The organism is Apilactobacillus waqarii, from assembly GCF_019061205.1.
In the GTDB taxonomy this organism is placed as follows: domain Bacteria; phylum Bacillota; class Bacilli; order Lactobacillales; family Lactobacillaceae; genus Apilactobacillus; species Apilactobacillus waqarii.
Window position 1 is genome coordinate 23,767 of record NZ_JAHQYH010000010.1, and the last position, 24,387, is coordinate 48,153.

At 37.7% G+C, this 24,387-nt stretch carries 22 protein-coding genes; 19 read left to right on the forward strand and 3 right to left on the reverse strand.

All coding sequences use genetic code 11. The features are described from left to right. Window positions 1–11 precede the first annotated feature (11 nt). Entirely contained in the window at window positions 12–1,286 is a 1,275-nt protein-coding gene (gene murA, locus KTJ72_RS06200; protein ID WP_041152433.1) for a UDP-N-acetylglucosamine 1-carboxyvinyltransferase, read from the forward strand. A gap of 102 nt (window positions 1,287–1,388) precedes the next feature. Further along, the gene (locus KTJ72_RS06205; RefSeq protein WP_034534394.1) at window positions 1,389–1,634 is read left to right on the forward strand and encodes a type B 50S ribosomal protein L31; all 246 of its coding nucleotides are present in this window, start codon (window positions 1,389–1,391) and stop codon (window positions 1,632–1,634) included. Between the two features lie 38 nt (window positions 1,635–1,672). On the opposite strand, the gene KTJ72_RS06210 is transcribed toward KTJ72_RS06205, so the two are convergent. Beyond that, a complete protein-coding gene (locus KTJ72_RS06210) occupies window positions 1,673–2,134 on the reverse strand; it encodes a low molecular weight protein-tyrosine-phosphatase (protein WP_094750937.1) in 462 nt (153 codons plus the stop codon). Window positions 2,135–2,335: 201 nt separating this feature from the next. Between KTJ72_RS06210 and KTJ72_RS06215 the strand changes: the two genes are divergently transcribed. From KTJ72_RS06215 to KTJ72_RS06235, 5 genes are all read left to right on the forward strand, one after another. After that, window positions 2,336–3,706: a UDP-N-acetylmuramoyl-tripeptide--D-alanyl-D-alanine ligase gene (locus KTJ72_RS06215; protein WP_217304391.1), complete on the forward strand. Its 1,371-nt coding sequence runs from the start codon at window positions 2,336–2,338 to the stop codon at window positions 3,704–3,706. Between the two features lie 168 nt (window positions 3,707–3,874). Next, window positions 3,875–5,401, forward strand: coding sequence for a degradosome RNA helicase CshA (gene cshA / locus KTJ72_RS06220; protein WP_094750939.1), 1,527 nt, complete (start codon window positions 3,875–3,877; stop codon window positions 5,399–5,401). A 102-nt stretch (window positions 5,402–5,503) separates the two neighbouring features. Continuing rightward, on the forward strand, window positions 5,504–6,622 hold the full coding sequence (gene alr, locus KTJ72_RS06225; protein ID WP_217304392.1) for an alanine racemase: 1,119 nt from the start codon (window positions 5,504–5,506) through the stop codon (window positions 6,620–6,622). Between the two features lie 22 nt (window positions 6,623–6,644). Then, on the forward strand, window positions 6,645–6,911 hold the full coding sequence (locus KTJ72_RS06230) for a hypothetical protein (RefSeq protein WP_041152429.1): 267 nt from the start codon (window positions 6,645–6,647) through the stop codon (window positions 6,909–6,911). A 26-nt stretch (window positions 6,912–6,937) separates the two neighbouring features. Continuing rightward, window positions 6,938–7,291, forward strand: coding sequence for a type II toxin-antitoxin system PemK/MazF family toxin (locus tag KTJ72_RS06235; protein ID WP_034532478.1), 354 nt, complete (start codon window positions 6,938–6,940; stop codon window positions 7,289–7,291). A gap of 57 nt (window positions 7,292–7,348) precedes the next feature. Here the strand turns inward: KTJ72_RS06235 and cbpA are convergent, their stop codons facing one another. Next, complete coding sequence (gene cbpA / locus KTJ72_RS06240) at window positions 7,349–7,990, reverse strand: cyclic di-AMP binding protein CbpA (RefSeq protein ID WP_053792474.1); 642 nt, start codon at window positions 7,988–7,990, stop codon at window positions 7,349–7,351. 151 nt (window positions 7,991–8,141) lie between these two features. Continuing rightward, entirely contained in the window at window positions 8,142–9,092 is a 951-nt protein-coding gene (locus KTJ72_RS06245; protein WP_034532480.1) for an L-lactate dehydrogenase, read from the reverse strand. A 190-nt stretch (window positions 9,093–9,282) separates the two neighbouring features. Here KTJ72_RS06245 and pth point away from each other — a divergent pair, with 190 nt between their 5' ends. The 12 genes from pth (at window position 9,283) to lysS (ending at window position 23,976) form a co-directional block, all read left to right on the forward strand. Then, the gene (gene pth, locus KTJ72_RS06250) at window positions 9,283–9,840 is read left to right on the forward strand and encodes an aminoacyl-tRNA hydrolase (protein ID WP_217304394.1); all 558 of its coding nucleotides are present in this window, start codon (window positions 9,283–9,285) and stop codon (window positions 9,838–9,840) included. Window positions 9,841–9,861: 21 nt separating this feature from the next. Further along, window positions 9,862–13,389 carry a transcription-repair coupling factor gene (mfd, locus tag KTJ72_RS06255; RefSeq protein WP_249419571.1) on the forward strand — a complete coding sequence of 1,176 codons (3,528 nt, stop codon included), beginning with the start codon at window positions 9,862–9,864 and terminating at the stop codon, window positions 13,387–13,389. Beyond that, window positions 13,379–14,956 (forward strand): putative polysaccharide biosynthesis protein, encoded by a 1,578-nt coding sequence (locus KTJ72_RS06260; RefSeq protein WP_217304395.1) that lies wholly within the window; start codon window positions 13,379–13,381, stop codon window positions 14,954–14,956. The genes mfd and KTJ72_RS06260 overlap by 11 nt, the downstream gene beginning before the upstream one ends. Then, on the forward strand, window positions 14,953–15,225 hold the full coding sequence (locus KTJ72_RS06265; protein ID WP_041152425.1) for an RNA-binding S4 domain-containing protein: 273 nt from the start codon (window positions 14,953–14,955) through the stop codon (window positions 15,223–15,225). The genes KTJ72_RS06260 and KTJ72_RS06265 overlap by 4 nt, the downstream gene beginning before the upstream one ends. 87 nt (window positions 15,226–15,312) lie before the next feature. After that, window positions 15,313–15,690 (forward strand): FtsB family cell division protein, encoded by a 378-nt coding sequence (locus KTJ72_RS06270; protein WP_034532484.1) that lies wholly within the window; start codon window positions 15,313–15,315, stop codon window positions 15,688–15,690. Window positions 15,691–15,785: 95 nt separating this feature from the next. Next, window positions 15,786–16,244, forward strand: coding sequence for a S1 domain-containing RNA-binding protein (locus KTJ72_RS06275; RefSeq protein WP_041152424.1), 459 nt, complete (start codon window positions 15,786–15,788; stop codon window positions 16,242–16,244). A gap of 79 nt (window positions 16,245–16,323) precedes the next feature. Then, window positions 16,324–17,691, forward strand: a complete 1,368-nt coding sequence (gene tilS / locus KTJ72_RS06280) for a tRNA lysidine(34) synthetase TilS (RefSeq protein WP_217304396.1) — start codon at window positions 16,324–16,326, stop codon at window positions 17,689–17,691. A gap of 21 nt (window positions 17,692–17,712) precedes the next feature. Then, window positions 17,713–18,255, forward strand: coding sequence for a hypoxanthine phosphoribosyltransferase (hpt, locus tag KTJ72_RS06285; RefSeq protein WP_041152423.1), 543 nt, complete (start codon window positions 17,713–17,715; stop codon window positions 18,253–18,255). A gap of 116 nt (window positions 18,256–18,371) precedes the next feature. Beyond that, window positions 18,372–20,360 (forward strand): ATP-dependent zinc metalloprotease FtsH, encoded by a 1,989-nt coding sequence (gene ftsH, locus KTJ72_RS06290; protein ID WP_217304397.1) that lies wholly within the window; start codon window positions 18,372–18,374, stop codon window positions 20,358–20,360. A gap of 66 nt (window positions 20,361–20,426) precedes the next feature. After that, window positions 20,427–21,317: an Hsp33 family molecular chaperone HslO gene (gene hslO, locus KTJ72_RS06295; RefSeq protein ID WP_041152421.1), complete on the forward strand. Its 891-nt coding sequence runs from the start codon at window positions 20,427–20,429 to the stop codon at window positions 21,315–21,317. Window positions 21,318–21,392: 75 nt separating this feature from the next. After that, window positions 21,393–22,403 carry a tRNA dihydrouridine synthase DusB gene (gene dusB / locus KTJ72_RS06300; protein ID WP_094750945.1) on the forward strand — a complete coding sequence of 337 codons (1,011 nt, stop codon included), beginning with the start codon at window positions 21,393–21,395 and terminating at the stop codon, window positions 22,401–22,403. Between the two features lie 64 nt (window positions 22,404–22,467). Continuing rightward, window positions 22,468–23,976 carry a lysine--tRNA ligase gene (gene lysS / locus KTJ72_RS06305; RefSeq protein ID WP_041152419.1) on the forward strand — a complete coding sequence of 503 codons (1,509 nt, stop codon included), beginning with the start codon at window positions 22,468–22,470 and terminating at the stop codon, window positions 23,974–23,976. The last annotated feature ends 411 nt before the right edge of the window (window positions 23,977–24,387 follow it).

Here is a 24,387-nt window from a genome sequence, read left to right on the forward strand (position 1 = left end):
GAATTTAAACAATGAATAAAATGATAATAAAGGGCGGCCATCGTTTATCTGGTAACGTGACCATTGGTGGAGCTAAAAATAGTACTGTTGCATTAATCCCAGCAGCTATCTTAGCTGACACACCAGTGCAATTCGACATGGTGCCAAACATCTTAGATGTACACAATCTAATGGTGATTTTGGAATCAATGAATGTCTCATCAGATTTTGCCGATGGAATATTAAACGTCGACCCAACAACAATAAATGAAAGTGCCTTACCAAGTAAGGCAATTAAAAGTTTAAGAGCATCATACTACTTCATGGGGGCACTATTAGGACGCTTTGGTCGTGCTAAGATTACTTTCCCTGGTGGAGATAACATCGGTCCTAGACCAATTGACCAACACATTAAGGCCTTCGAAGCAATGGGGGCAAAGGTTGAAAATGATGGGGATGAAATCATCATCACAACCAACGAAGATGGTTTACACGGAGCACAAATCTTTTTAGATGTTGTGTCAGTGGGGGCAACCATCAACGCTATTTTAGCTGCCGTTAAAGCAAAGGGTTCAACTGTCATCAGAAATGCTGCCAAGGAACCAGAAATTATTGATGTCGTTACATTCTTGAATAACATGGGTGCCAAGGTTAGGGGAGCCGGTACAGATGTGATTAGAATCGAAGGGGTTGAATCACTTCGTGCTAAGAACACTCACATCATTATCCCTGATAGAATCGAAGCAGGTACATACCTATCCATGGCTGCTGCATATGGTGACGGTGTGAAGATTCAAAACGTGATTCCAGAACATTTGGAATCATTTATTGCCAAGTTACAAGAAATGGGAATTGATCTACAAATTAATGAAGATAGTATCTACGTTCCAAAAACTGAAGAACTTAAGAACATCGAAATTAAGACAATGCCATATCCTGGATTTGCCACTGATTTACAACAACCAATTACGCCACTACTACTAATGGCTGCTGGTGATAGTACAATCATTGACACTATTTATCCAAAGAGAACCAAGCACATCTCCGAACTAAAGAAGATGGGTGCCAAGATTAGATACGATGAAGGTAACGGTACCATCATCGTAAGTCATACTGACGCACTTGTTGGTTCAAAGATTGAAGCAGGGGAAATTCGTGCCGGAGCATCAGAAATGATTGCCGGTTTAATGGCACAAGGAACCACTGTGATTGATAATGCAGACAACATTTTACGAGGCTATGACAATATCATTGACAAGCTAACTAATCTAAATGCTGTCGTTGAATTAGTTAACGACGAAAGTTAATTTTCGTGTTGAATTAACTTCTATTTAGTGTTACTATAATCAAGTCGACTAAACGATAATCTCTGAATCAACATATGATACAGGGCAAAGGAGCGATTTATAATGAAACAAGGAATTCATCCAGAATACCACCAAGTGGTATTCCAAGATACAAGTACTGGTTTTAAATTCATGGCTGGTTCAACTATGAACTCAGCTGAAACTATCACTATGGATGATGGTAATGAATACCCATTAGTACGTCTTGAAATTTCTTCAGATTCTCATCCATTCTACACTGGCCGTGAAAAGTTCACTCAAGCCGATGGTGCTGTGGATCGTTTCAACAAGAAATACGGTTTCAAGTAAAGATAAAAAAGACATATCCGTTTCGGATATGTCTTTTTTTACATATTTAACACATAGTCAATCCATTTTGGCATGGCTTCGTTAATTTGTTCAAAGGTTAAATCAAAGTTGCCAGTATACCAAGGATCTGCGATTTCTTTACCTTGCATTCCGTCGATAACATCTAAGCAAAGATGAATCTTATGGGCTTGGTCCTTAGGTGCCCAGTGAAGCAGGTTGTTCATGTTTTCGTAATCCATTCCAATGATTAAATCATATTTTTGGAAATCAGATGATTCGATTTGTCTTGAATGTTGACCCGCATAGCTAATTTGTTTTCGGTCCAACAAATTACGAACTTCTGGGTGTGGCGGATTACCGATTTCTTCGGTACTTGTCGCAGCTGAATCAACTGCGATTTCATTTTCCAATCCACGCTCTTTTACGATCTTGCTAAAAATGGCCTGAGCCATTGCAGAACGACAAACGTTTCCATGGCACACAAATAAGACTTTTTTCAAAGTAGTCACGTCCCCATTAATTATTATCCATTAAACATATTAACAGTGTTTTGACAATTAGTTAATAGTTTTTATAAGACCTCATTAAAAACAAAGGATTGTCTCATAATGGATTGAAAAAACGGGTTTAAAATAATTTCTCGTTTCATGTTATAATATGTGTAACACTTATCGAACTGATGAAATGGAGATTTATTAGATATGAAAATGTCACTTACAGAAGTTGCTCGTGCAGTTTCTGCGCAAAACGATATTAGCGAATATGAAGATATTGATATTACTAGTGTTGCTTTTGATAGCAGGGAACTAACAGATGGGGCACTATTTGTGCCACTTGTTAGTCAAAACGATGGTCACGACTACATTCAAAGTTCAATTGATAATGGTGCCGTAGCAACTTTCTGGCAAAAAGACCACGAAAATGCTCCAACAGATTTTCCAATTATCGTTGTAGATAATACATTAGAAGCACTACAAAGATTGAGCCAATACTACTTGGCAAAGATTAATCCTAAGGTTGTCGCAATTACTGGAAGTAACGGAAAGACTACTACCAAGGATATGGTGGCTTCAGTATTATCCACTCAATTCAATGTTACTAAGACTCATGCCAACTTCAATAACGAAATTGGTGTGCCAATGACGATTTTGGATATGGAACCAAACACAGAAGTATTGGTTGTAGAAATGGGAATGGATCGTCCAGGTCAACTAGACTTCTTGAGTCACTTAGTTGAACCAGATGTTGCTGCCATTACAATGATTGGTGAAGCCCACATTGAATTCTTTGGTACTCGCGACAAGATTGCCGATGCCAAGATGGAAATCGTCAACGGACTAAAAGAAGATGGTATTTTCGTTTATAACGGTGACGAACCACTATTAGCAAGTCGCAGTGAATCATTACCATTCAAACGTACTTTTGGGTTGGCTGAAGATGATGACTTTTATGCTTATGACATTGCTGGAACCGAAGTGCAAACCACATTTAAGGTTAATAAGTACTCAGATGTTGAATTCAAGATTCCAATGATTGGTGAATACAATGTTAACAATGCATTGGTAGCCATCACCATCGGTGACTTATACAGAATCAGAGAAGAAAACATTCAAAAGGCATTATTGAATGTTAATTTGACTAATAACCGTACTGAATGGATTGAAGGAAGTAAACACGAAATGATCCTTTCAGACGTTTATAATTCAAATCCTACTGCTGTTAAAGAAGTAGTGAACGCATTTACTCAAGAAAAGATTGATGGCCGTAAAATTGCCGTTTTAGGTGATATGTTGGAATTAGGTGATCAATCAATTGAATTGCACGAATCACTAGCCGAAGTATTAGATCCAAAAGAAGTCCAAAGCGTCTACTTAATTGGTCCTGATATGAAGTACTTGTACGACAAGCTAAGCTCAGTTTATCCATCAGAAAATCTTTTCTACTTTAAGGCAGATCAATTGGATGATTTATACGACCAATTAAATGCTGAAATTTATGAAGGTGACCAAGTACTATTAAAAGCTAGTCACGGAATTCATTTAGAAAGACTATTAGATAAACTAACAAATTAATATAGGTAATTCATTTGCTAATTTGACCCAAAAGGGTTATATTAGTCTAGTTACATTTTTTAGAACACGGAATTTTTATAATCAAGTGATTAGCGCATTAACGGGAACGGACTCTTCCTTAGCTAATGACGGTATTATATTGAATGTTTCGTTTAGGAGGAAACATATTTGAAGTTTAGAGAATTAGGTCTTTCAGAAGATCTATTAAAAGCGATTGAAGACAAGGGTTTTAAGGAAGCCACTCCAATCCAAGCAGAAACAATTCCTTTATCCCTACAAGGTAAGGATGTTTTAGGACAAGCACAAACAGGTACAGGTAAGACAGCTGCTTTTGCTCTTCCTATTATTGAACACGTTGATTTAGACAATCCAAACGTGCAAGCATTAGTTATTTCACCAACTCGTGAATTAGCTATTCAAACTCAAGGCGAAATTAGTCGTTTTGGAAAAGAAAAGGGCGTTAAGGCTGTATCAGTTTTTGGTGGTTCTGACATCAGAAGACAAATCCAAAGCTTAAAGCGTAAACCACAAGTTGTTGTGGGTACTCCTGGACGTTTATTGGATCATATCAACAGACGTACATTAAAATTAGACCATGTTAAGACATTGGTTCTAGATGAAGCCGATGACATGTTGGACATGGGATTCCTAGATGATATTGAAAGCATCGTAAAACAAGTTCCAGAAGAAAGACAAACATTGTTATTCTCTGCAACTATGCCACCACAAATCAAACGTGTTGGTGTTCAATTCATGAAGGACCCTCAACAAGTTACTATCAAGGCTAAAGAACTAACTACTGATTTAGTTGATCAATACTACATCAGAGTAAAACAATTTGAAAAGTTTGATATCATGACTAGATTCTTTGATATCCAAGCACCTAAGGTAACTATTGTATTCTGTCGTACTAAACGTCGTGTTGACGAAGTTTCTAAGGGACTTCTACTACGCGGATACCGTGCAGCAGGAATTCATGGTGACTTAACTCAAAACCGTCGTTCACAAATCATGAAGGACTTCAAGCATGACAAGGTTGATGTTTTAGTTGCAACCGACGTTGCTGCTAGAGGTATTGATATCTCAAGTGTTACTCACGTATACAACTACGATATCCCTCAAGATTCAGAAAGTTACGTTCACAGAATTGGTCGTACCGGTCGTGCCGGACGTCATGGTGTTTCAATGACTTTTGTTGAACCAAACGAAACTAGTTACTTAAGAGACATTGAAAAGCTAACTAAGGTTAGAATGTTACCTCTTAAGCCACCTTCAGCTGATGAAGCATTGAAGGGCCAACTAGAAGTAGCCACTAAGGAAATTGGCTCATTAATCGAAAAGACTAAGATGGAACCATTCTCAGAAGCTTCTGATGAATTGTTAGAAAAATACGATGCTAAGGAATTAGTATCAGTGTTATTAAGCAAGATGACTAGAAACCAAGTTAAGGTTCACATCACTGCTGAAAAGCCACTTCCTAACAAGAACAAGCGCGGTCATGGTGGTGGATATCACCGTGGCGGTGGTAACCGTCGAGGCGGATTCAAACGTGGTGGTAACAGAAATGGTGGCGGAAACCGTCGTCGTTACAATGGTAATGGCGGTGGCAACCACCGTGATGATCACAAGAAGGGTAGCCGTTCATCAAACCACAAACGCCCAAATAAGTCATTTACAATTAAAAACAAAGATTAATAACAAAAAAGCTGTTGATATAAAAATTTGTCAATAGCTTTTTTTTACATAAAGAACTACAATAAAAGGAAATGCCCATTATTAATTGGAGGAAAGATTAATATGGTAGTAGGAACTCATAGAAATGCACAAATACTAATTAGTAAGAGTGCTTTATATCATAATATTAGTAACGAAAAGAAACGTTTGAAAAATAACGAATACTTATTCATGGTAGTAAAGGCCAATGGATACGGCCACGGGGCAGTCGCTGTTGCGCACGAAGCGAAAAAGGCAGGCGCCGACGGTTTTTGCGTGGCCATTTTAGATGAAGCATTACAACTAAGGGATGCTGGTTTTGACGAACCAATCCTAGTTCTAGGTATCACCGACGTAGAACATGCGTCATTAATGGCAGAAAGAAACATTTCAGCAACCGTCTCATCCGTTGATTGGTTGAAATCAGCCGATGAACAACTAGTTCAAAAGAATCTACCAAAGCTAAATATTCATATCGGGTTAGATACTGGAATGGGGAGAATTGGTTTTCAAGACAAAGATTCACTTAAAGAAACGGTGGATTTCTTGAATCAATCGAATAACTTGAACTTTGAAGGAATCTTTACACACTTCTCAACCGCTGATACACATAACGTAAAGTATTTTAATTTGCAAGTTGAACGATTTAATGATTTAATTTCAGTTATAGATACATTACCAAAATATGTACATGTGTCTAATTCAGCTACTAGCTTGTGGCATAGTGAATTTAACTGCAACATGATCAGATTTGGTGTTGCTGGTTATGGTTTGAATCCATCTGGTGGGGAGCTAGATTTACCATACGAATTAAAACCAGCGCTTAGTTTAACAACAGAAGTTGTCTACTGTAAGAAAATTGATGCAGGTCGTTCAGTTGGATATGGCGCGACATACACATCCAAGGAACCTGAATGGATTGCCACAGTTCCAGTGGGTTATGCCGATGGAATTGTTCGAGCATTACAAGGCTTCTCACTATTGGTGAACGGCAAGTTCTGTCCAATTGTTGGTCGTGTTTGCATGGATCAATTAATGATTAAACTTGACGAACCAGTGAAGCCAGGCACAAAAGTTACAATTGTGGGTCAAGACGGTAAAGAAAAGATTACTTTACAAGACATTGCGTCATATTGTGATACAATTCATTATGAAGTGGCTTGCTTACTCACTGATAGACTACCACGCATTGTGGTAGAATAACCTGTTTTAAGAGGATTAATCAATGCAATCTAAGAATCGATATGTTTATTCACTTCTAAGCACAGCTACATCAAGTAACGAAGCAAAAATATCACATCCTAGAATGAATGTTTCAATTGATACACATACTAGGATTGTGGTTAATCCATGTTTTAACGATTATTTGATAGTCCAGAATTTAATTGCTGGGTACACTGAGATGACCGATATTAATCGTGCTATTTCAAAGGAATTCACTTTTTGTGAATCCTCAAGTGTGCACCACATTACGTTTTCAGAATTCAGATGAATTCATTATAGATAGGGGATGTTAGAATGGCTAACGTTGAAATTAAACGTGGCGACGTTTTTTATGCTGACCTATCACCAGTTGTTGGTTCCGAACAGGGTGGAATGAGACCGGTATTAATCATCCAAAACAATATCGGAAATCACTACAGTCCTACCGTGATTGTTGCCGCAATTACTGCTAGAATTTCAAAGCCAAAGATGCCTACTCACGTAGCTATTAGTGCTGATAAGACCCGAATCGAAAAAGATTCAGTTATCCTATTAGAACAAATTAGAACAATTGATAAACAACGATTACATGATCGAGTAGATCACTTAAGTGATAAGTTTATGAAACGAGTGGACGAGTCATTGAAATTAAGTATTGGTGTACAGTAAAACATACATAAAAAAAGGATGCGAATTTAATTCGCATCCTTTTTTGTTTCGATAATGTTATTTCTCATCCGCTAAATCTTCAATCTCTGCAATCTTAAAACCTTTACGTTCTAATGCAGCAGTGATTCGTTTTAACAATTTCTTATCTACCTCTTCGGGAAGGGTGAACATAACTCTATGTACCAATTCACCTTCTTGACCGTCTAAACTGATAACACTAGCAATTGCAGTGTACTTAGTGATGATTCTAGACATTGATTCTAGATCACCACGGTTACCAGGAGCTAGAACTGTAAGAACATAGCTGCCAACGTTTACGTTCCATGATTGTGAAAGCATGTCCAATAAACGGGTGTGGGTCAAGATACCGTAGAAACGATTATTATCATCCAATACAGCGATATAAGGTAAATCCTTAATCGAAAAGAAAATGTGGAAGAAGGCTGAATTAACATTGATGAACTTAGTGGCATTCTTTAATAATGTGGTAACAGGTTGAGACATATCACCACCGTTAGCTTTGTGACGGTAGATATGCATCTTATAGATGTTACCTCTAAAGATTGTTCCAGTTTCGTCTAAGATAGGAATACATCTGTAACCAGATTCTTCCAACGTTTCAAGAGCTTGTTCTAATGAAACGTTTTCTGAAACGGTAACTAAACTGCCTTTAGGTTTAACCAATGACTTCAATAGCATAACATAACCTCCTTTTTAATTATTAGAATTTTTCTCATAATCTAATTTTAACATAAATTGATGACTTTGTGGCGATAAATCAACAATTGCCCAAAATAAAAAGCCGGGGAGCAAAGTGCGCCTCGACTTAATATCTAATCAAGTTGATCGATTATTTTAAAGCTTCCATACCTTTTTCGGCAGTTTCCTTTAAGGTCTTACCTGAAGCTTCCATCTTAGCTTTTTCTTCATCACTTAGAGGAACTTCGATAACTTGCTTAATACCTGATGCGTTAACAACAGCTGGAGTACCGATGTAGATATCGCTTAAACCATATTCACCGTTAACTGGAGCACCAACAGGTAGTACTGAGTTTTCGTCACGTAAAATAGCACGTGAAATTCTCATTAGGGCAGTAGCAACACCGTAGAAAGTAGCACCTTTCTTGTTGATGATTGTGTATGCCTTGTTTCTAGTTTCATCTTCTAATTGTAGTAAGTCATCTTTGCTTACGCCAGCATCTTTAGCTACGTCTAATAGAGGACGTGAACCAACAGTTGCTTCGTCAATAGCAGCAAATTCTGAGTCACCATGTTCACCCATGATGTAGGCGTTAATGTCAGCAGGGTTAACACCTAACTTCTTAGCAACAGCAACTTGGAAACGAGTAGTGTCCAATGAAGTACCTGAACCTACAACCTTTTCCTTTGGCCAACCTGAAAGTTTTTGAACACCGTAAGTTAAGATGTCAACTGGGTTAGCAGCAACTAAGAAAATACCCTTAAATCCTGACTTAACAACTTCAGGAACGATTGATGAAAGAATCTTTAGGTTCTTTCCAACTAGATCTAGTCTAGTTTCACCTGGTTTTTGAGGTGCACCGGCAGTGATAACAACTAAGTCAGCATCTGCACAGTCACTGTAGTCACCAGCGTAAATGTTCTTAGGAGCAGTAAATACTTGAGCATCTTCTAAGTCAAGTGCGTCTCCTTCGATACGATCTCTAATAATATCAACGATGACGAATTCTTCGCCTAGTCCTTGTTGCATCATAGCAAATGCGTATGAAGAACCAACGGCACCGTCACCAACTAAAACAACTTTTTGATGTTTTAAAGCCACAATAATCATCCCTTCAAAAACATATTTAAATCTACAACTGAATTATATCATTAATTTGGAAATTAGTAATTACAAAGCGCTAAAAAAACGAATAGTTTTCTATATTTCTATAAGCGACGGGATAAATATCGGATTGCATACTATGATATAATTTACATATTAATTGAGCGAAAAAAGGAGCGGATTTTTTATGAAGATGATTGTGGGATTAGGAAACGTGGGACCACAATATAAGGAAACCAGACACAACACTGGCTTTATGGTAGTAGACGATTTTGCAGATAAGCATGGAGTGGATCTATCAACACAAAAGATGGAAGCAAAGATTGGATCAACTAACATTAATGGTGAAAAGGTTATGTTAGTCGAACCACTAACATTTATGAACGAATCAGGTCGTTCAGTTGGACCTTTAATGAAGTTCTTTAAGTTAGATTTAAGCGATTTAATAGTAATATATGATGATATGGATTTACCAATCGGCAAAATCAGATTGAGAAACCATGGATCAGCCGGTGGTCACAATGGAATTAAGAGTTTAATTGCTCATTTAGGCACCGACAAGTTTAACCGTATCAAGGTGGGAACAGACCACCCAACCAAGGAAAGCGTCGTTAACTATGTATTAGGTCACTTTAAAGACGACCAAAAACCAGGATTAAACCAAGCAATTGACAACAGTGTTTCAGCGTTAGAAGAATTTATCGATGGGGAAGAATTCAACAAGCTAGAAAACAAGTACAACTAATATTTAGAGGGGATAACTATTTTGGAATTAAGTCAATTTTTCACACAACTGCCACAATACGATGAGATTGTTAATGATTTAGCACCCAAACATCGTCAGTTAGTGACTGGTTTATCAGGTTCTGCGAAGACAATGATGATTGCTGCTTTGTTTAAGTCAACAAATAAAAACTTCTTGATTGTGACTGATACTTTATCCAGATGTGATGATATTGTTGAAGATTTACAAAATGTTGTCTCCGAAGATGATGTATTAGAATTTCCAGTTGAAGAAGTTTTAGCCGCAGAAGTTGCCACCAGTTCACCAGAATACAAGGCCACTCGTGTACAGGCTTTATCAAAGCTATTAAGCGATGAACCTAAGATTATCGTAACGTCTGTTTCCGGTACTAAACGTATTTTGCCGGAACCAGGCGATTTTTCTGATGCTAATCTAACCATCTCAATCGATGATGAGGTTAATCTAGATGAATTAAGAAACAAACTATTTCAAATGGGCTACACACCTGAAAAGATGGTGGCAGCACCAGGAGAGTTCTCACTTCGTGGATCAATTATTGATATCTATCCATTGAATTCAGAATATCCAGTTCGAATCGATTTATTCGATACCGACGTCGATTCATTGAGATATTTTGATGTATCAAATCAAAGAAGTTTGGAAAATATTGAAACCATCTCAGTACTACCAGCGACTGATATGGTATTAAACGAAGCACAAAGACAACAAGCGGTTGCTAATTTAACGCAACTACGTGATAAACGTTTAGCCAAGCTAGATAACGATGAATTAAAGCAACGTCTAAGTGATGCCGTTCAAACTATGATTGATGATGCCAACGAAGGTGTCATTGATCCGGATTGGATAATGTATGCTAAGGCGATGTATGAAAACGAAACGACCATCTTTGACTACTTAGATGATGATGGTGTCGTCTTATTCGATGACTACAGCCGTATCTTAGAAAACAGTCAACAACTAGTCGAAGAAGAACAATCATGGGCTAATGATAAGTTTGACCATGGTGAAATTGCATCAACTGATTTGTTTAGCGTGGACTTTAGAGAACACTTCCACAAAATTAATCAGGCAGAAATTTTAATGTCATTGTTCCAAAAGGGGATTGGGAACCTTAAGCTAACCAAATTAAATGACATTAAGGTTCGTCCAATGCAAAAGTTCTTTGGTCAAATGCCACTATTGAAGACTGAAATTGATAGATGGCACAAACAAGATGACACCGTTGTGATCTTGGTGAAGGACAATGCCAGAATGCAAAAGGTATCGCAAACATTGACTGATTTTGAAATCGAATCGGTTCAAACCACCAGTGACAACATCTTGGAACATCAGGTTCAAGTTGTCAGTGAACGTTTGAAGAATGGGTTCGAACTACCAATCAAACAATTGGCGGTAATTACCGAATCAGAAATGTTTACGACCGTTCACAAAAAACGACCACGTCGTCAAACATTCTCTAACGCGGAACGAATCAAGAGCTATGCTGATTTGAAACCGGGCGACTATGTTGTTCATGCTAACCACGGGATTGGGAAGTATGAAGGCATGCAGACCATGGAAGTCGATGGTAAGCACCAAGACTACATGACCATTGCTTACCAAAAGAACGCTAAGTTGTTCATTCCGGTGACTCAATTAAACTTAATTCAAAAGTATGTTTCATCTGAAGACAAACACCCACGTGTTAACAAGTTGGGTGGAAGTGAATGGCAAAAGACCAAGTCAAAGGTCCAAGGAAAGATTGAAGATATCGCTGATGACCTAATTGACTTATACGCTAAACGTTCCAACCAGGTAGGCTATGCCTTCCCAGAAGATGACGAATACCAAGAAGAGTTTGAAGGGGCCTTCCCATATCAACCAACACCTGACCAGGTGAAGAGTTCAGAAGAAATTAAAAAGGATATGGAACAACCACATCCAATGGACCGTTTGCTAGTTGGGGATGTTGGTTATGGTAAGACCGAAGTAGCATTACACGCCGCCTTTAAGGCAGTCGAAGCAGGTAAACAGGTTGCTTTTTTGGTACCAACGACCGTGTTGGCGCAACAACACTATGAAACAATGGTGAGCCGTTTTGAAGGTTTTCCAGTGTCAGTAGCTGTGCTATCGCGTTTCAGAACCAAGAAGCAGGTAGAAGAAACCAAAAAAGGTTTACTGGATGGCTCAATCGACATCGTTGTCGGGACCCATCGTTTGCTATCAGATGACATCAAGTTTGCCGACTTAGGATTATTGATGGTCGATGAAGAACAACGATTTGGTGTTAAGCACAAGGAAAAGATTAAGCAATTAAAATCTAACGTTGATGTTTTGACACTAACTGCAACACCAATTCCTCGAACTTTGAATATGTCAATGATGGGAGTTCGTGACCTTTCAGTTATTGAAACCCCACCAGCAAACCGTTACCCAATTCAAACATACGTAATGGAAGAAAATGCCGGGGCAATTCGTGAGGGGATTACCCGTGAAATGCATCGTGGAGGTCAAGTTTTCTTCATGCACAACCGTGTTTCAGATATTGAAGACACCGTCATGAAGTTACAAACATTGGTTCCAGATGCTAGAATTGCTTACATTCACGGTCAAATGACCGAAAATCAATTGGAAACCATCCTCTATGATTTTGTTAACGGTGAATACGATGTGTTAGTAACAACAACAATCATCGAAACCGGGGTGGACATTCCAAATGCCAATACGTTGTTTGTCGAAGATTCTGATCACATGGGACTATCCCAGTTGTACCAAATTCGTGGACGAATTGGTCGTTCCAACCGTGTCGCTTATGCGTACTTTATGTATAAACCAAACAAGGTGTTGACCGAAGTTTCCGAAAACCGTTTGGAAGCCATCAGGGACTTTACCGAACTAGGTTCTGGTTTCAAGATTGCCATGCGTGACTTGTCACTTCGTGGTGCCGGAAACCTATTAGGAAAACAACAGTCAGGATTTGTCGATTCGGTTGGTTATGATATGTATACTCAAATGTTAGCTGATGCCGTTGCAACTAAGCGTGGTCGTCGTGCCGAACAACGAGTCGATACAACCGTCGAAATGGATGTTGAAGCTTACTTGCCTAGTGAATATATTCAAGATGAAAAACAAAAGATTGAATTATACAAGCGAATTAGACAAATGCAAAACGACGATCAATATCGCGAACTACAGTCTGATTTAATTGATCGTTTCGGTGATTATCCAACCGCGGTTGAAAACCTTTTAACAATCAGTCGCATTAAGATGTACGCCGACTCATCGTTAATTGAAAAGATTAGACAAACACCAAAACAAATCACAGTCACTTTATCAACGATTGGAACTCAATTCTATGACAGTAAGCAAGTGCTAAAGGCAATTGCACAAACTGAATTCAGATCAATGGTTGGTACTGCGAACGACAAGATGCAAATTACCTTAATCATTCAGCCTAATATGGATGAACAAAAGTGGTTAGGTGAATTAAGTAAGTTTGTCGAAGCATTAGATAAAGAACACACAGGAAACTTAACAAATGAAAAATGACAATAAACTATCAGTGATAATGAAGGGTGCGATGATTCTATCAATCGCCTCTTTAATTAGTAAGGTATTAAGTGCCGTTTACCGTGTGCCATTTCAAAACTTGGTCGGAAACATTGGATTCTACGTTTTCCAACAGGTTTATCCTATCTATGGAATTGGGATGGTATTAGCTCTAAGTGGGATGCCAATTATTATTTCACGTGTTATCGCTGAGCAGGAAACAACATTGCAAAAAAAAGCCCTTTTAAGACAGCTATTTATCATGCTTTCAATCTTTGGTGGTTTGATATTTATCATCTGCCAGATTAAGGCAACATCGATTGCTGCTTTAATGGGTGATATCAGATTAGACAGTTTGATTCGCGCAGTTAGCTGGATGTTTTTAATGATGCCAATACTGGCCTGCTTAAGAGGTTACTTCCAGGCAACTTTGATTATGAAACCAACCGCCTATTCACAAGTCGTTGAACAGGTGATTCGAGTGGGGTTAATCATTGCAGCTGCATACGTTTGCGTTAGACACCATGTGGATCCATATACAATTGGGACCTATGCGATGGTGGCAACGCCAGTAGCTGAGATTTTCTCGGTGGCCATTCTAATTCGCTACTATGCGGTTGATATTAAACGACTACCGAGTCAAAAGGTAATGTCGTATCAATCATTATTCAAGCGATTATTGTTTGAAGGTGGCACAATCTGCATGCTTTCATCTTTAATGGTGCTAATGCAATTAGTCGATTCGTTTACAGTCAGAAAGGGATTACTATTAAACGGATTGAACTTGATTGATTCGCAGGCGGTCAAGGGAATCTACGATCGTGGCCAGCCGCTGGTTCAATTAGGTTTGGTAATTGCGACATCGTTTGCTTCAGCAATCTTGCCATCATTGAGTTTGTCCTATTCTAAGAAGCAAATGAAGTCGTTTCATAACTTAGCATCCGAAATGCTTAGGGTCAGCATGTTTATGACAGTTGGTGTGGCAGTAGGGATGATAAGTTTGATGCCACTAATTAACCGTTTACTATTTAACAGTGGTCAACAAAACACCACAATTAGTATCTTTATGATTAGTGTCGTTCTAACGACGATGATTACGATTTATAGTAGTATTTTGCAAAGTGCAAATCACTTTAAAATTACCATTATCGCGATTATATTAGGGTTAGCAGCTAAGATATTGATTACTAAAGAAATGGTTGCTCATATGGGAATCGCTGGTGCAAGTATCTCCACCGTGATTAGTTTGCTATTAATGCTAATCGTGGAAGTGAAATTCGCACCAACTGACATCGTTAAAATTGAAAATAAGTGGAGCTTCTTATGGAAGTTAACTGCGATTGCTTTTGTGATGTTGGTCATCGAAATGATTTTGATGAACCTATTTGGATCGATTCACTTGGTTCACAGTCAAAGATTAAGTGCCATCATCTCACTATGTTTCTTAGTTCCGATTGGTGCAGCCGTCTTCGGTGTCTTAGCAATTAAATGGAAACTATTAACATATCAAGAATGGCAATCAGTTCCAGTAGTAAATAAGTTTATAGATAGGTGGATGTCAAAATGAGATTAGACAAGTTTTTAAAGATTTCAAGAATTATCAAAAGAAGAACAGTAGCAAAGGATATTGCTGATCAAGGTCGTATTACCATTAATGACCGTGTGGCAAAATCCTCATCAGACGTTAAGTCAAACGATAAGTTAGTGATTAAGTTTGGTAACAAGACACTAACTGTTCAAGTTAACCAATTGTTCGAAACCACTAAAAAGGCTGATGCAGATAGAATGTACACCGTTTTGGATGAACAATACGAAAGAGATTTCAACGCCGAATAATTAAAATTTAGTTACAAAATTAATTATCTATTTATTTTTTTTAAGAATCATCTATACTATTAAGTAGCAAATTGAGGAGGGAGTACCATGGATGTTGATAAGGTTCATCAATTGAATAATCAATACACGAAGATCAAGCGTTCTCGACATCAAGAAATTTTACGCAGTCGAAAAAAACGTGGAATTATCCTGGTAAGCTTTTTCCTCGTCGTTATCTTAATGTTGGTTGCGCAAATCTTTATAACTAAATCTAAGATTAGCAACGTTTCTGAACAACAAGTTCAAACCAAGAAGGAACTTAAGAAGAGTAAAATTGATAATCAAAAGCTAAAACAAAATATTAAGCAGTTACATGATAAGGACTACATCCAAAAAGTAATTCGTGAAAAATATTATTACACCAAGCCAGGAGAGACTGTTTACAGTCTTCCAGGGGATGTTTCAAAGGATGTAACTCAAAATTAAAATGGTATGAAAAAATACCATTTTTTTTATACAATTATCATTTAAATGGTGCTATACTAAAGTTACTAATCATTATTAGGAGGACAAATTTTTTTATGGCAATTGAAGTTGGAGCAAAAGTTTCCGGCAAAGTATCAGGAATCACTAATTTTGGTGCTTTTGTTGATCTAGGCGAACACAAAACAGGATTGGTTCACATTAGTGAAATTTCTGATGGCTATATCAAAGATATCAAAGATGTATTAAAAGTTGGCGATGACGTTAAAGTTAAGGTTCTAAGTGTTGGTGACGATGGTAAGATTGCTTTATCAATCAGAAAAGCAGTTGATAAGCCTGCCGAACCACAAAGAAGAGAACAACCAAAGATGGCCCATGGACATTCAAATCATGGTAAGTTTGGTGATAACCGTCATCACAATGATAACCATAAAAATAATAAGGCTAGTTTCGATGACTTAATGGACAGTTTCCTAAAGGAAAGTGAAAGCAGACTAGCTACAATCAAGAAAAATACTGAAGGTAAGCGTGGAGGCCGTGGCGGTCGCCGTAGTTAACCAAATAAAAAATGATTGGGGTAGATTACCTTAATCATTTTATTTTTACCAAAAATGTAACTAAAAGGGGACGGTATTAATGCCGGAACAAAATATTACCCAGCAAAAATTTAATCGATTGATTGAGAGTAGAGATTGGTTTAACCAGTCAGATTCTGTAGTTGTCGCAGTTTCTGCAGGTGTCGATTCGATGGCGTTGCTTAACCTAATGATGAACTTGCCAAAGAAGATTCGACCTGAAATAATCGTTGCTCACGTTAACCACCACCTAAGAGCACAAAGTGCTGAGGAAGAACAATATGTCAGAGACTTCTGTCAAAGTCATAACGTTAAAATTGAAGTTGGTAACTGGGAAGAACAGTTACATCCAATTAATGGAATTGAGATGGCGGCTAGAAAATATAGGTATGACTTCTTTTCAAAGGTCGTTAAGAACAATAATTCACGTATATTATTAACAGCACATCATGCCAATGACCAAGCTGAGACAGTCTTGATGAGACTAATTCGTGGATCTTTTGTAAAGGATCTAATCGGGATTAAGGAAAGTCGTAAGTTTAATGATGGTCGTCTGATTCGCCCACTACTGAGTTTTAGCAAACAAGAACTAACGCAATACATGCAAACCTTATCAATCAAATGGTATGAAGATGACACTAATCAAAAACTAGATGTCACTAGAAACCGAATTAGACATCGTTTGATTCCATTTATCGAAGAAGAAAATAGTCGTGGAGTTGAACACGTTAATGACTTTTCACACCAACTGAATTCAATGAAGAAACAAAATGATTTCTTCTTTGATAAGTTAGCAAAAGATATCAGTGTTGATACCAACATTTTTGAGTTAGGTTCATTCTTGAAGCTGCCCAAATACGTTCAGACCGGATTAATCGATTATCTAATTGATCAAGAAGTTGTTGATGGTTTAAACGTCAACATTGTTAATCAGGTGACCTCACTACTTAATAATGATGAAAAACCACAGGGTGTTGTTGAGTTATCAAACAATTTAAGCATAAAAAAAGAATATGACGAATTTTTAATTGAAAATATCAATCAAAACCAAATAACTGGATTTAAAAACGATTATTTTGTGGTAACATTGAATAAATGGTATTTCGAAGATAATATCCAGTGGATGATTACGGATAATTCCGATGTTTCAGATGATGAAGCAAGAAGGGTTTCTCGTTTTAACCTATTGGATTCAGAATTCCCATTGATTGTACAAAAGACGCAAAATCGTGATAGAATAACGCTTAAAAATGGTGGACATCAAACGGCTAAGCGACTGTTTATTAACAAGAAGATATCTGTTGATAAAAGACAATCTGCTGAGAGTTTGATGACTGATCAGGGAAGGTTATTAGCCGTTTTAGGCTACAGTGAATCTGTATCTATCGATAACTCTAACGCTAGAGTTTATACATTAATCATTAAATAAAGTATGTGGAAGGAGAAACTAATGAACAACGACATTCTAAAAACCTTATACAGTAAGGAAGACATCACAGACGCTTGTCGCAGATTAGGTCAACAAATTACAACTGATTACAAAGACAGAAAACCAGTGGTAGTTGGTGTATTGAAAGGTGCTATTTTCTTCATGACTGATATCGTCAGAGAAATGGACCTATACATGGACATCGATTTTATTGACGTTTCAAGCTACCATGGAGGTACTGCATCAAGCGGAACCATTGAATTAATGAAAGATATTGATGTGGATGTTAACGGTAGGGATGTTATTTTCATTGAAGATATTATCGATACTGGTAGAACATTGAAATATTTGGAAGACCTATTAGCTGAACGCGGTGCTAGATCAATTAAGGTATGTACTTTAATGGACAAGCCTGAAGGAAGAGTAGTCGAAGCTAAAGCCGATTACGTTGGTCTAGAAGTACCAAATGAATTCGTGGTTGGATATGGTTTAGATTACCAAGGCAAGTATCGTAACCTTCCATATGTTGGAGTATTAAAACCAGAGGTTTATTCAGACAAATAAATGGTTAATTCTTCTGAAAAATGATAATATATGCTTCGTGTAATGTATTGAAAAAATGGCGGGTCTCACCATGTTATTTTAATACATAAACAAGCATTGAACACAGGAGGCAATTGATGCGTAATAACAATAATAAAGGATTATTCAAGAACAGCCTGTTCTACATAGTGTGCTTCTTGATTGTCTTGGGAGTTACTTTCTTTGTCACATCAAAGAACGGTCAACCTCAAAACAAAGAATTACAATCTAGTCAGTTTGTTCAAGAACTAAAAGATAACAAAATTAAGAGCTTTTCAATTCAACCAGAAAATGGTGTTTACACTGTTTCTGGTGAATACAGAAAGGCCCAAAGTGTTAAATCAAACAATTCTGGTAGCATTTTATTCAGTAATACCAAGAGTGAAACTAAGGTTTCATCATTCAAGACTAAGGTTTTGAAGAACAACGGTACTATTAATGAAATTACAAACTACGCTAAGAAGAATAAGGTTAAGATGGGGGCTAAGGCTGCCGACACTGATGGCGGTTTCTGGTCAAACCTAATCTTCTCATTACTACCAATGCTAATCATCATCATTTTCTTCTTCGTTATGATGAACCAAATGGGTGGTAAGAATGGTAGTAAAGGCGGCATCATGGGTGTTGGCAAGTCAAAGGCTAAACCAACCAAGAGTGATGTTCGTTTCACAGACGTTGCTGGTGAAGAAGAAGAAAAGCAAGAACTTGTTGAAATCGTTGAATTCTTAAAGGATCCAAAGAAGTTCACCAAGTTAGGTGCTAAGATTCCTCATGGTGTCCTATTAGAAGGACCTCCAGGAACTGGTAAAACTTTACTAGCTAAAGCCGTATCAGGTGAAGCTGGTGTTCCATTCTACTCAATTTCAGGTTCTGATTTCGTTGAAATGTTTGTTGGGGTTGGTGCTAGTCGTGTTCGTGACTTATTCACACAGGCTAAAAAAGATGCTCCAGCAATCATCTTCATTGATGAAATTGATGCTGTTGGTAGAAAACGTGGTAACGGCATGGGCGGTGGCCATGATGAAAGAGAACAAACATTGAACCAACTATTGGTTGAAATGGATGGTTTCTCAGGTAATGATGGTGTTATCGTTATTGCTGCAACTAACCGTGCAGATGTATTGGATCCTGCCTTAACTCGTCCAGGTCGTTTTGACCGTAAGGTACTAGTTGGTAGACCAGACGTTAAGGGTAGAGAAGCTATCTTAAAGGTACATGCTAAGAATAAGCCAATCGCTGATAACGTTGACTTGCATGAAATTGCTAAACAAACTCCAGGTTTTGTTGGTGCCGATTTAGCTAACTTGTTAAACGAAGCTGCTTTATTAGCTGCTAGAAGAAACAAGTCAGAAATTGGTCCATCAGAATTGGATGAAGCTGAAGACCGTGTAATTGCTGGTCCAGCTAAGAAAGATAAAGTTGTTAGTCAAAAAGAACAAAACATTGTTGCCAACCACGAAGCTGGTCACACAATTGTTGGTTTAGTTCTAAACGATGCTCGTGTCGTTCACAAGGTAACTATCGTTCCTCGTGGACGTGCCGGCGGATACGCAATTATGCTTCCAAGAGAAGATCAACAATTGCTATCTAAGAAGAATGCAATGGAACAACTTGCTGGTCTAATGGGTGGTAGAACAGCCGAAGAAATCATCTTTGACTCATTGTCTTCAGGTGCTTCTAATGATTTCGAACAAGCTACTAACTTAGCTCGTGCTATGGTTACTCAATATGGTATGAGTGAAAAGCTAGGGACTGTTCAATTGGAAAGTCCAAATGATGACCCATACGCAAGAAGATATTCTGAAAAGACTGCTTCAGTTATCGATGAAGAAGTAAGAAGATTAATTGATGAAGCTCATGGTCAAGCTCATGACATTATTGAACAACACCGTGAACAACATAAGGTAATCGCTGATGCATTGCTTAAGTACGAAACATTAGACGAAAAGGAAATCTTGAGTCTATACCGTACTGGTAAGATGCCAGAAGAAAACACTTCAAGTGATAACGAAGATGCTTCTTTTGAAGAAAGCAAAGAACAACTAGAACAAAAAGAAAATCAACATCAAGATAATGATGAAGACTAACTAATAGAGCGTGGGTTGAATTTATTTGACTCACGCTTTTTTAGGTGATTATGGAGGAATAACAAAATGGCAGACTATTTAACAAAGAGTGTCACTAAAGATGGTATGTTTAGAGCATACGCAATGGAAGCTACTGGCGTAGTTGAAGAAGCACAAAAAGATCATAGAACATGGCCTGTATCTTCAGCGGTATTAGGTCGTTCATTGGTAGCTAGTTTATTATTAGCTACATCAGTATTAAAGGGTAAGGAAACAATGACTGTGAAGGTATTGGGTGATGGCCCTGCCGGCCCAGTATTGGTTGACGTCGATGCAAATGGTCACGTTAAGGGATACATTCACAACCCACACGTTGATTTGCCATTAAACAAACACCACAAGCTAGATGTTGGTGGTGCTGTTGGACAAGGTAGCCTAGAAGTAATGAAGAATCTAGGTGGTGATGAACCATACGTAAGTAATGTTCAACTAGTTTCCGGTGAAATTGGTGATGACTTTACTTTCTACCTAGCTCAATCGGAACAAATTCCATCAGCTGTTGGTGTGTCTGTATACGTAAACGAGGATGGAACCATTGGTGCTGCCGGTGGATACTTGATTCAAGTGTTACCTGGAGCATCAGATGATGCGATCAGCAAATTAGAAGAACGTTTGAAGTCAATTCCAATGATTTCAGAACTATTCCTATCAAAACAAAAACCAGAAGATATCTTGAAACTAATCTTTGGTGAAGATAACATCGATATCCTACAAAATATGCCTGTAGAATTTAAGTGTGACTGTTCAAAGGAAAAGTTCGGGGAAAAGATTGCCGGTTTAAACGACAAAGAAATCCAAGCCATGATTGACGAAGACCATGGAGCAAAGGTTATCTGTAACTTCTGTGAAACTGAATATAACTACAGTGAAGACGACTTGAGAGCATTGTTGTCCGATAATCAAGATTCAAAAGAATAGTAAGTATGCAGTTTTAATTTTAGTGTGATATGATATTTATCATGCTAAACGTGTTTAATATTGAGGTGAATATAAATGGAATGGAAAATCGGAGATGTTACAATCCCCAATCAAGTAGTTGTTGCTCCAATGGCTGGAGTTACTAACACTGCTTTTAGAATGATTTGTAAAGAATCAGGAGCCGGACTTGTTGTCTGTGAAATGATTTCTGATCGTGGTTTAATGCACAAGAACAAAAAGACTCTAAGTATGTTGGATATCGATCCAAAGGAACACCCAATGAGTATTCAAATTTTTGGTGGTACTAAGGAAACCCTTGTTGAAGGGGCTAAGTTTATCGACCAAGAAACCGATGCTGATATTATTGATATCAACATGGGTTGTCCCGTAAACAAGGTGATTAAGACTGATGCCGGTTCAAAATGGCTATTAGATCCTAACAAGGTATACGAAATGGTTTCATATGTTACTGACGCAGTAAAGAAACCTGTTACTGTTAAGATGAGAACTGGATGGGATGAAGACCACGTATACGCAGTTCAAAACGCATTGATGGCTGAAAAGGCGGGAGCCTCAGCTATTGCAATGCACGGTAGAACTAGAAAACAAATGTACACTGGTACCGCCGACTGGGATGTTTTAAAACAAGTTGCTGATGCTTTAACAATTCCATTTATGGGTAATGGGGATGTTAGAACTCCTCAAGAAGCTAAGAAGATGTTAGACGAAGTTGGTGCAGACGCCGTAATGATTGGTCGTGCCGCTGAAGGTAACCCATGGATGTTACAACAAACAAGACACTACCTAGAAACTGGTGAACTATTGAAGGAACCTACAGTTGATGAAAAGATTGCAACTGCTAAGGAACATCTACATCGTTTAGTAGGGGTGAAGGGTGACTTCACTGGTCCTCGTGAATTTAGAGGACAAGCTGCATATTACCTAAAGGGAATCTCTCACTCAGCTAGAACTAAGGTAGCTTTAAACAATGCTGAAACTGAACAAGAAATGGACGATATTTTCGATAATTTCCTTGAAAAGACTCATAAAAGAGCAGCAAAAAATGCGGATTTAAGTGAAATGTAATTTTTTAAATTGTTTTATGGTATTATGTTAATATAAAATAATTTATTCTGATGGAGGTTTTACTGTGGCACAAGAAAAGCAAATGAATGACCAATTGCGAGTTCGTCGCCAAAAGATGAATGAATTACGAGAAGAAGGGGTCGACCCATTCGGTAGCCGTTTTGAACGTACTCATTTAGCTAAACAATTACACGATAAGTACAACGATAGTACTAAAGAAGAACTAGAGGAAGAAAATCTAAAAGTTGTTATCGCTGGACGTATGGTTGCAAAACGTGGAAAAGGTAAGGTAGGTTTTGGTGATTTACAAGATCGTACCGGTAGAATTCAACTATACGTAAGAAAAGATGAAGTAGGTGAAGATAACTACCATTTCTTCAAGCGTGCCGACTTAGGTGACCACTTAGGTATCGAAGGTGAACTAATTAAGACAGACATGGGTGAATTAACTGTTAAGGCTACTCATGTAACTTTCTTATCAAAGGCTTTGCGTCCATTGCCAGACAAGTACCATGGTCTACAAAACAAGGAACAAAAATACCGTCAAAGATATCTTGATTTAATTTCAAACCGTGATAGTTTTGACCGTTTCCAAAAACGTAGCAAGATTATTTCTGCAATCAGAAACTACCTTGACAACGAAATGGATTGTACTGAAGTAGAAACACCTGTACTACACAACCAAGCTGGTGGTGCTAGCGCACGTCCATTTATTACTCACCACAATGCATTAGACATCGACTTATACCTACGTATTGCACTAGAACTACACTTAAAACGTTTAATCGTTGGTGGTATGGAACGTGTATATGAAATCGGTCGTGTGTTCAGAAATGAAGGTATGGATCAAAACCATAACCCAGAATTTACTGAACTAGAATCATACATTGCATACTTCGACTTCCATGATGTTATGGATGAAACTGAAGGTATTTTTAAGGCAGCTGCTAAGGTAGTTACTGATAACGGTATTATTAACTACCGTGGTGAAGAAGTAGACTTTAACAAGCCATTTGAACGTTTACACATGGTAGACGCAATCAAAGAATTTACTGGAATTGATTTCTGGAAGGAAATGAGTCTAGAAGAAGCTAGAAAACTTGCTGACAAGAACAACATTGAGTACCAAGATTTCTGGACTGTTGGCCACATTATCAACGAATTCTTCGAAGAAAAGGTTCAACCAGAAATTAAGAACCCAACATTCATCTACGGTCACCCAGTAGAAATCTCACCATTAGCTAAGAAGAATGCTGATGATCCAAGATTTACTGACCGTTTTGAACTATATGTTGAAGGCATGGAATACGCTAACGCATTCTCCGAACTAAATGATCCAATCGATCAAAAGGAAAGATTCCAAGCCCAAGCTGCTGAAAAGGCTAACGGTAACGATGAAGCACAACCAGTCGACTTAGACTACGTTGAAGCTCTCGAATACGGTATGCCACCAACAGGGGGACTAGGTATCGGTATTGACCGTCTAGTTATGTTATTAACAGACGCTGAATCAATTAGAGATGTCCTACTATTCCCAACAATGAGACCAGAAGACAACTCAGAACAAGAGTAAGATCTACAATTAAGCGTAGAGAATTGATTAATTTCAATTCTTTACGCTTTTTTTGTTGAAAGTGGTTGACGATGTTCCACAAACTTGATAATATATTAAATGTTGTTTGATAGACGAACAGCTCGAAAAAATAAATATAAAAAGTTGTTGACATAACAACGATTACATGGCATAATATTTATTGTTGTCGTTAAGAGATAACGCTGATAAATTTAATTGCTTGAAAAAAGTTGTTGACATTGTTTCACAACTTTGGTATAATTAAGAAGTCGTAATTTAGACATATAAATGGTAGATCTTTGAAAACTGAACAAGATTGATAATCGATGATGTGTAAGGAACTTACAACTTGGTTGTAAGAATTAAACATTGCGAAGTCAATTCGCTTATAAAATAACAATTTATTCAGAA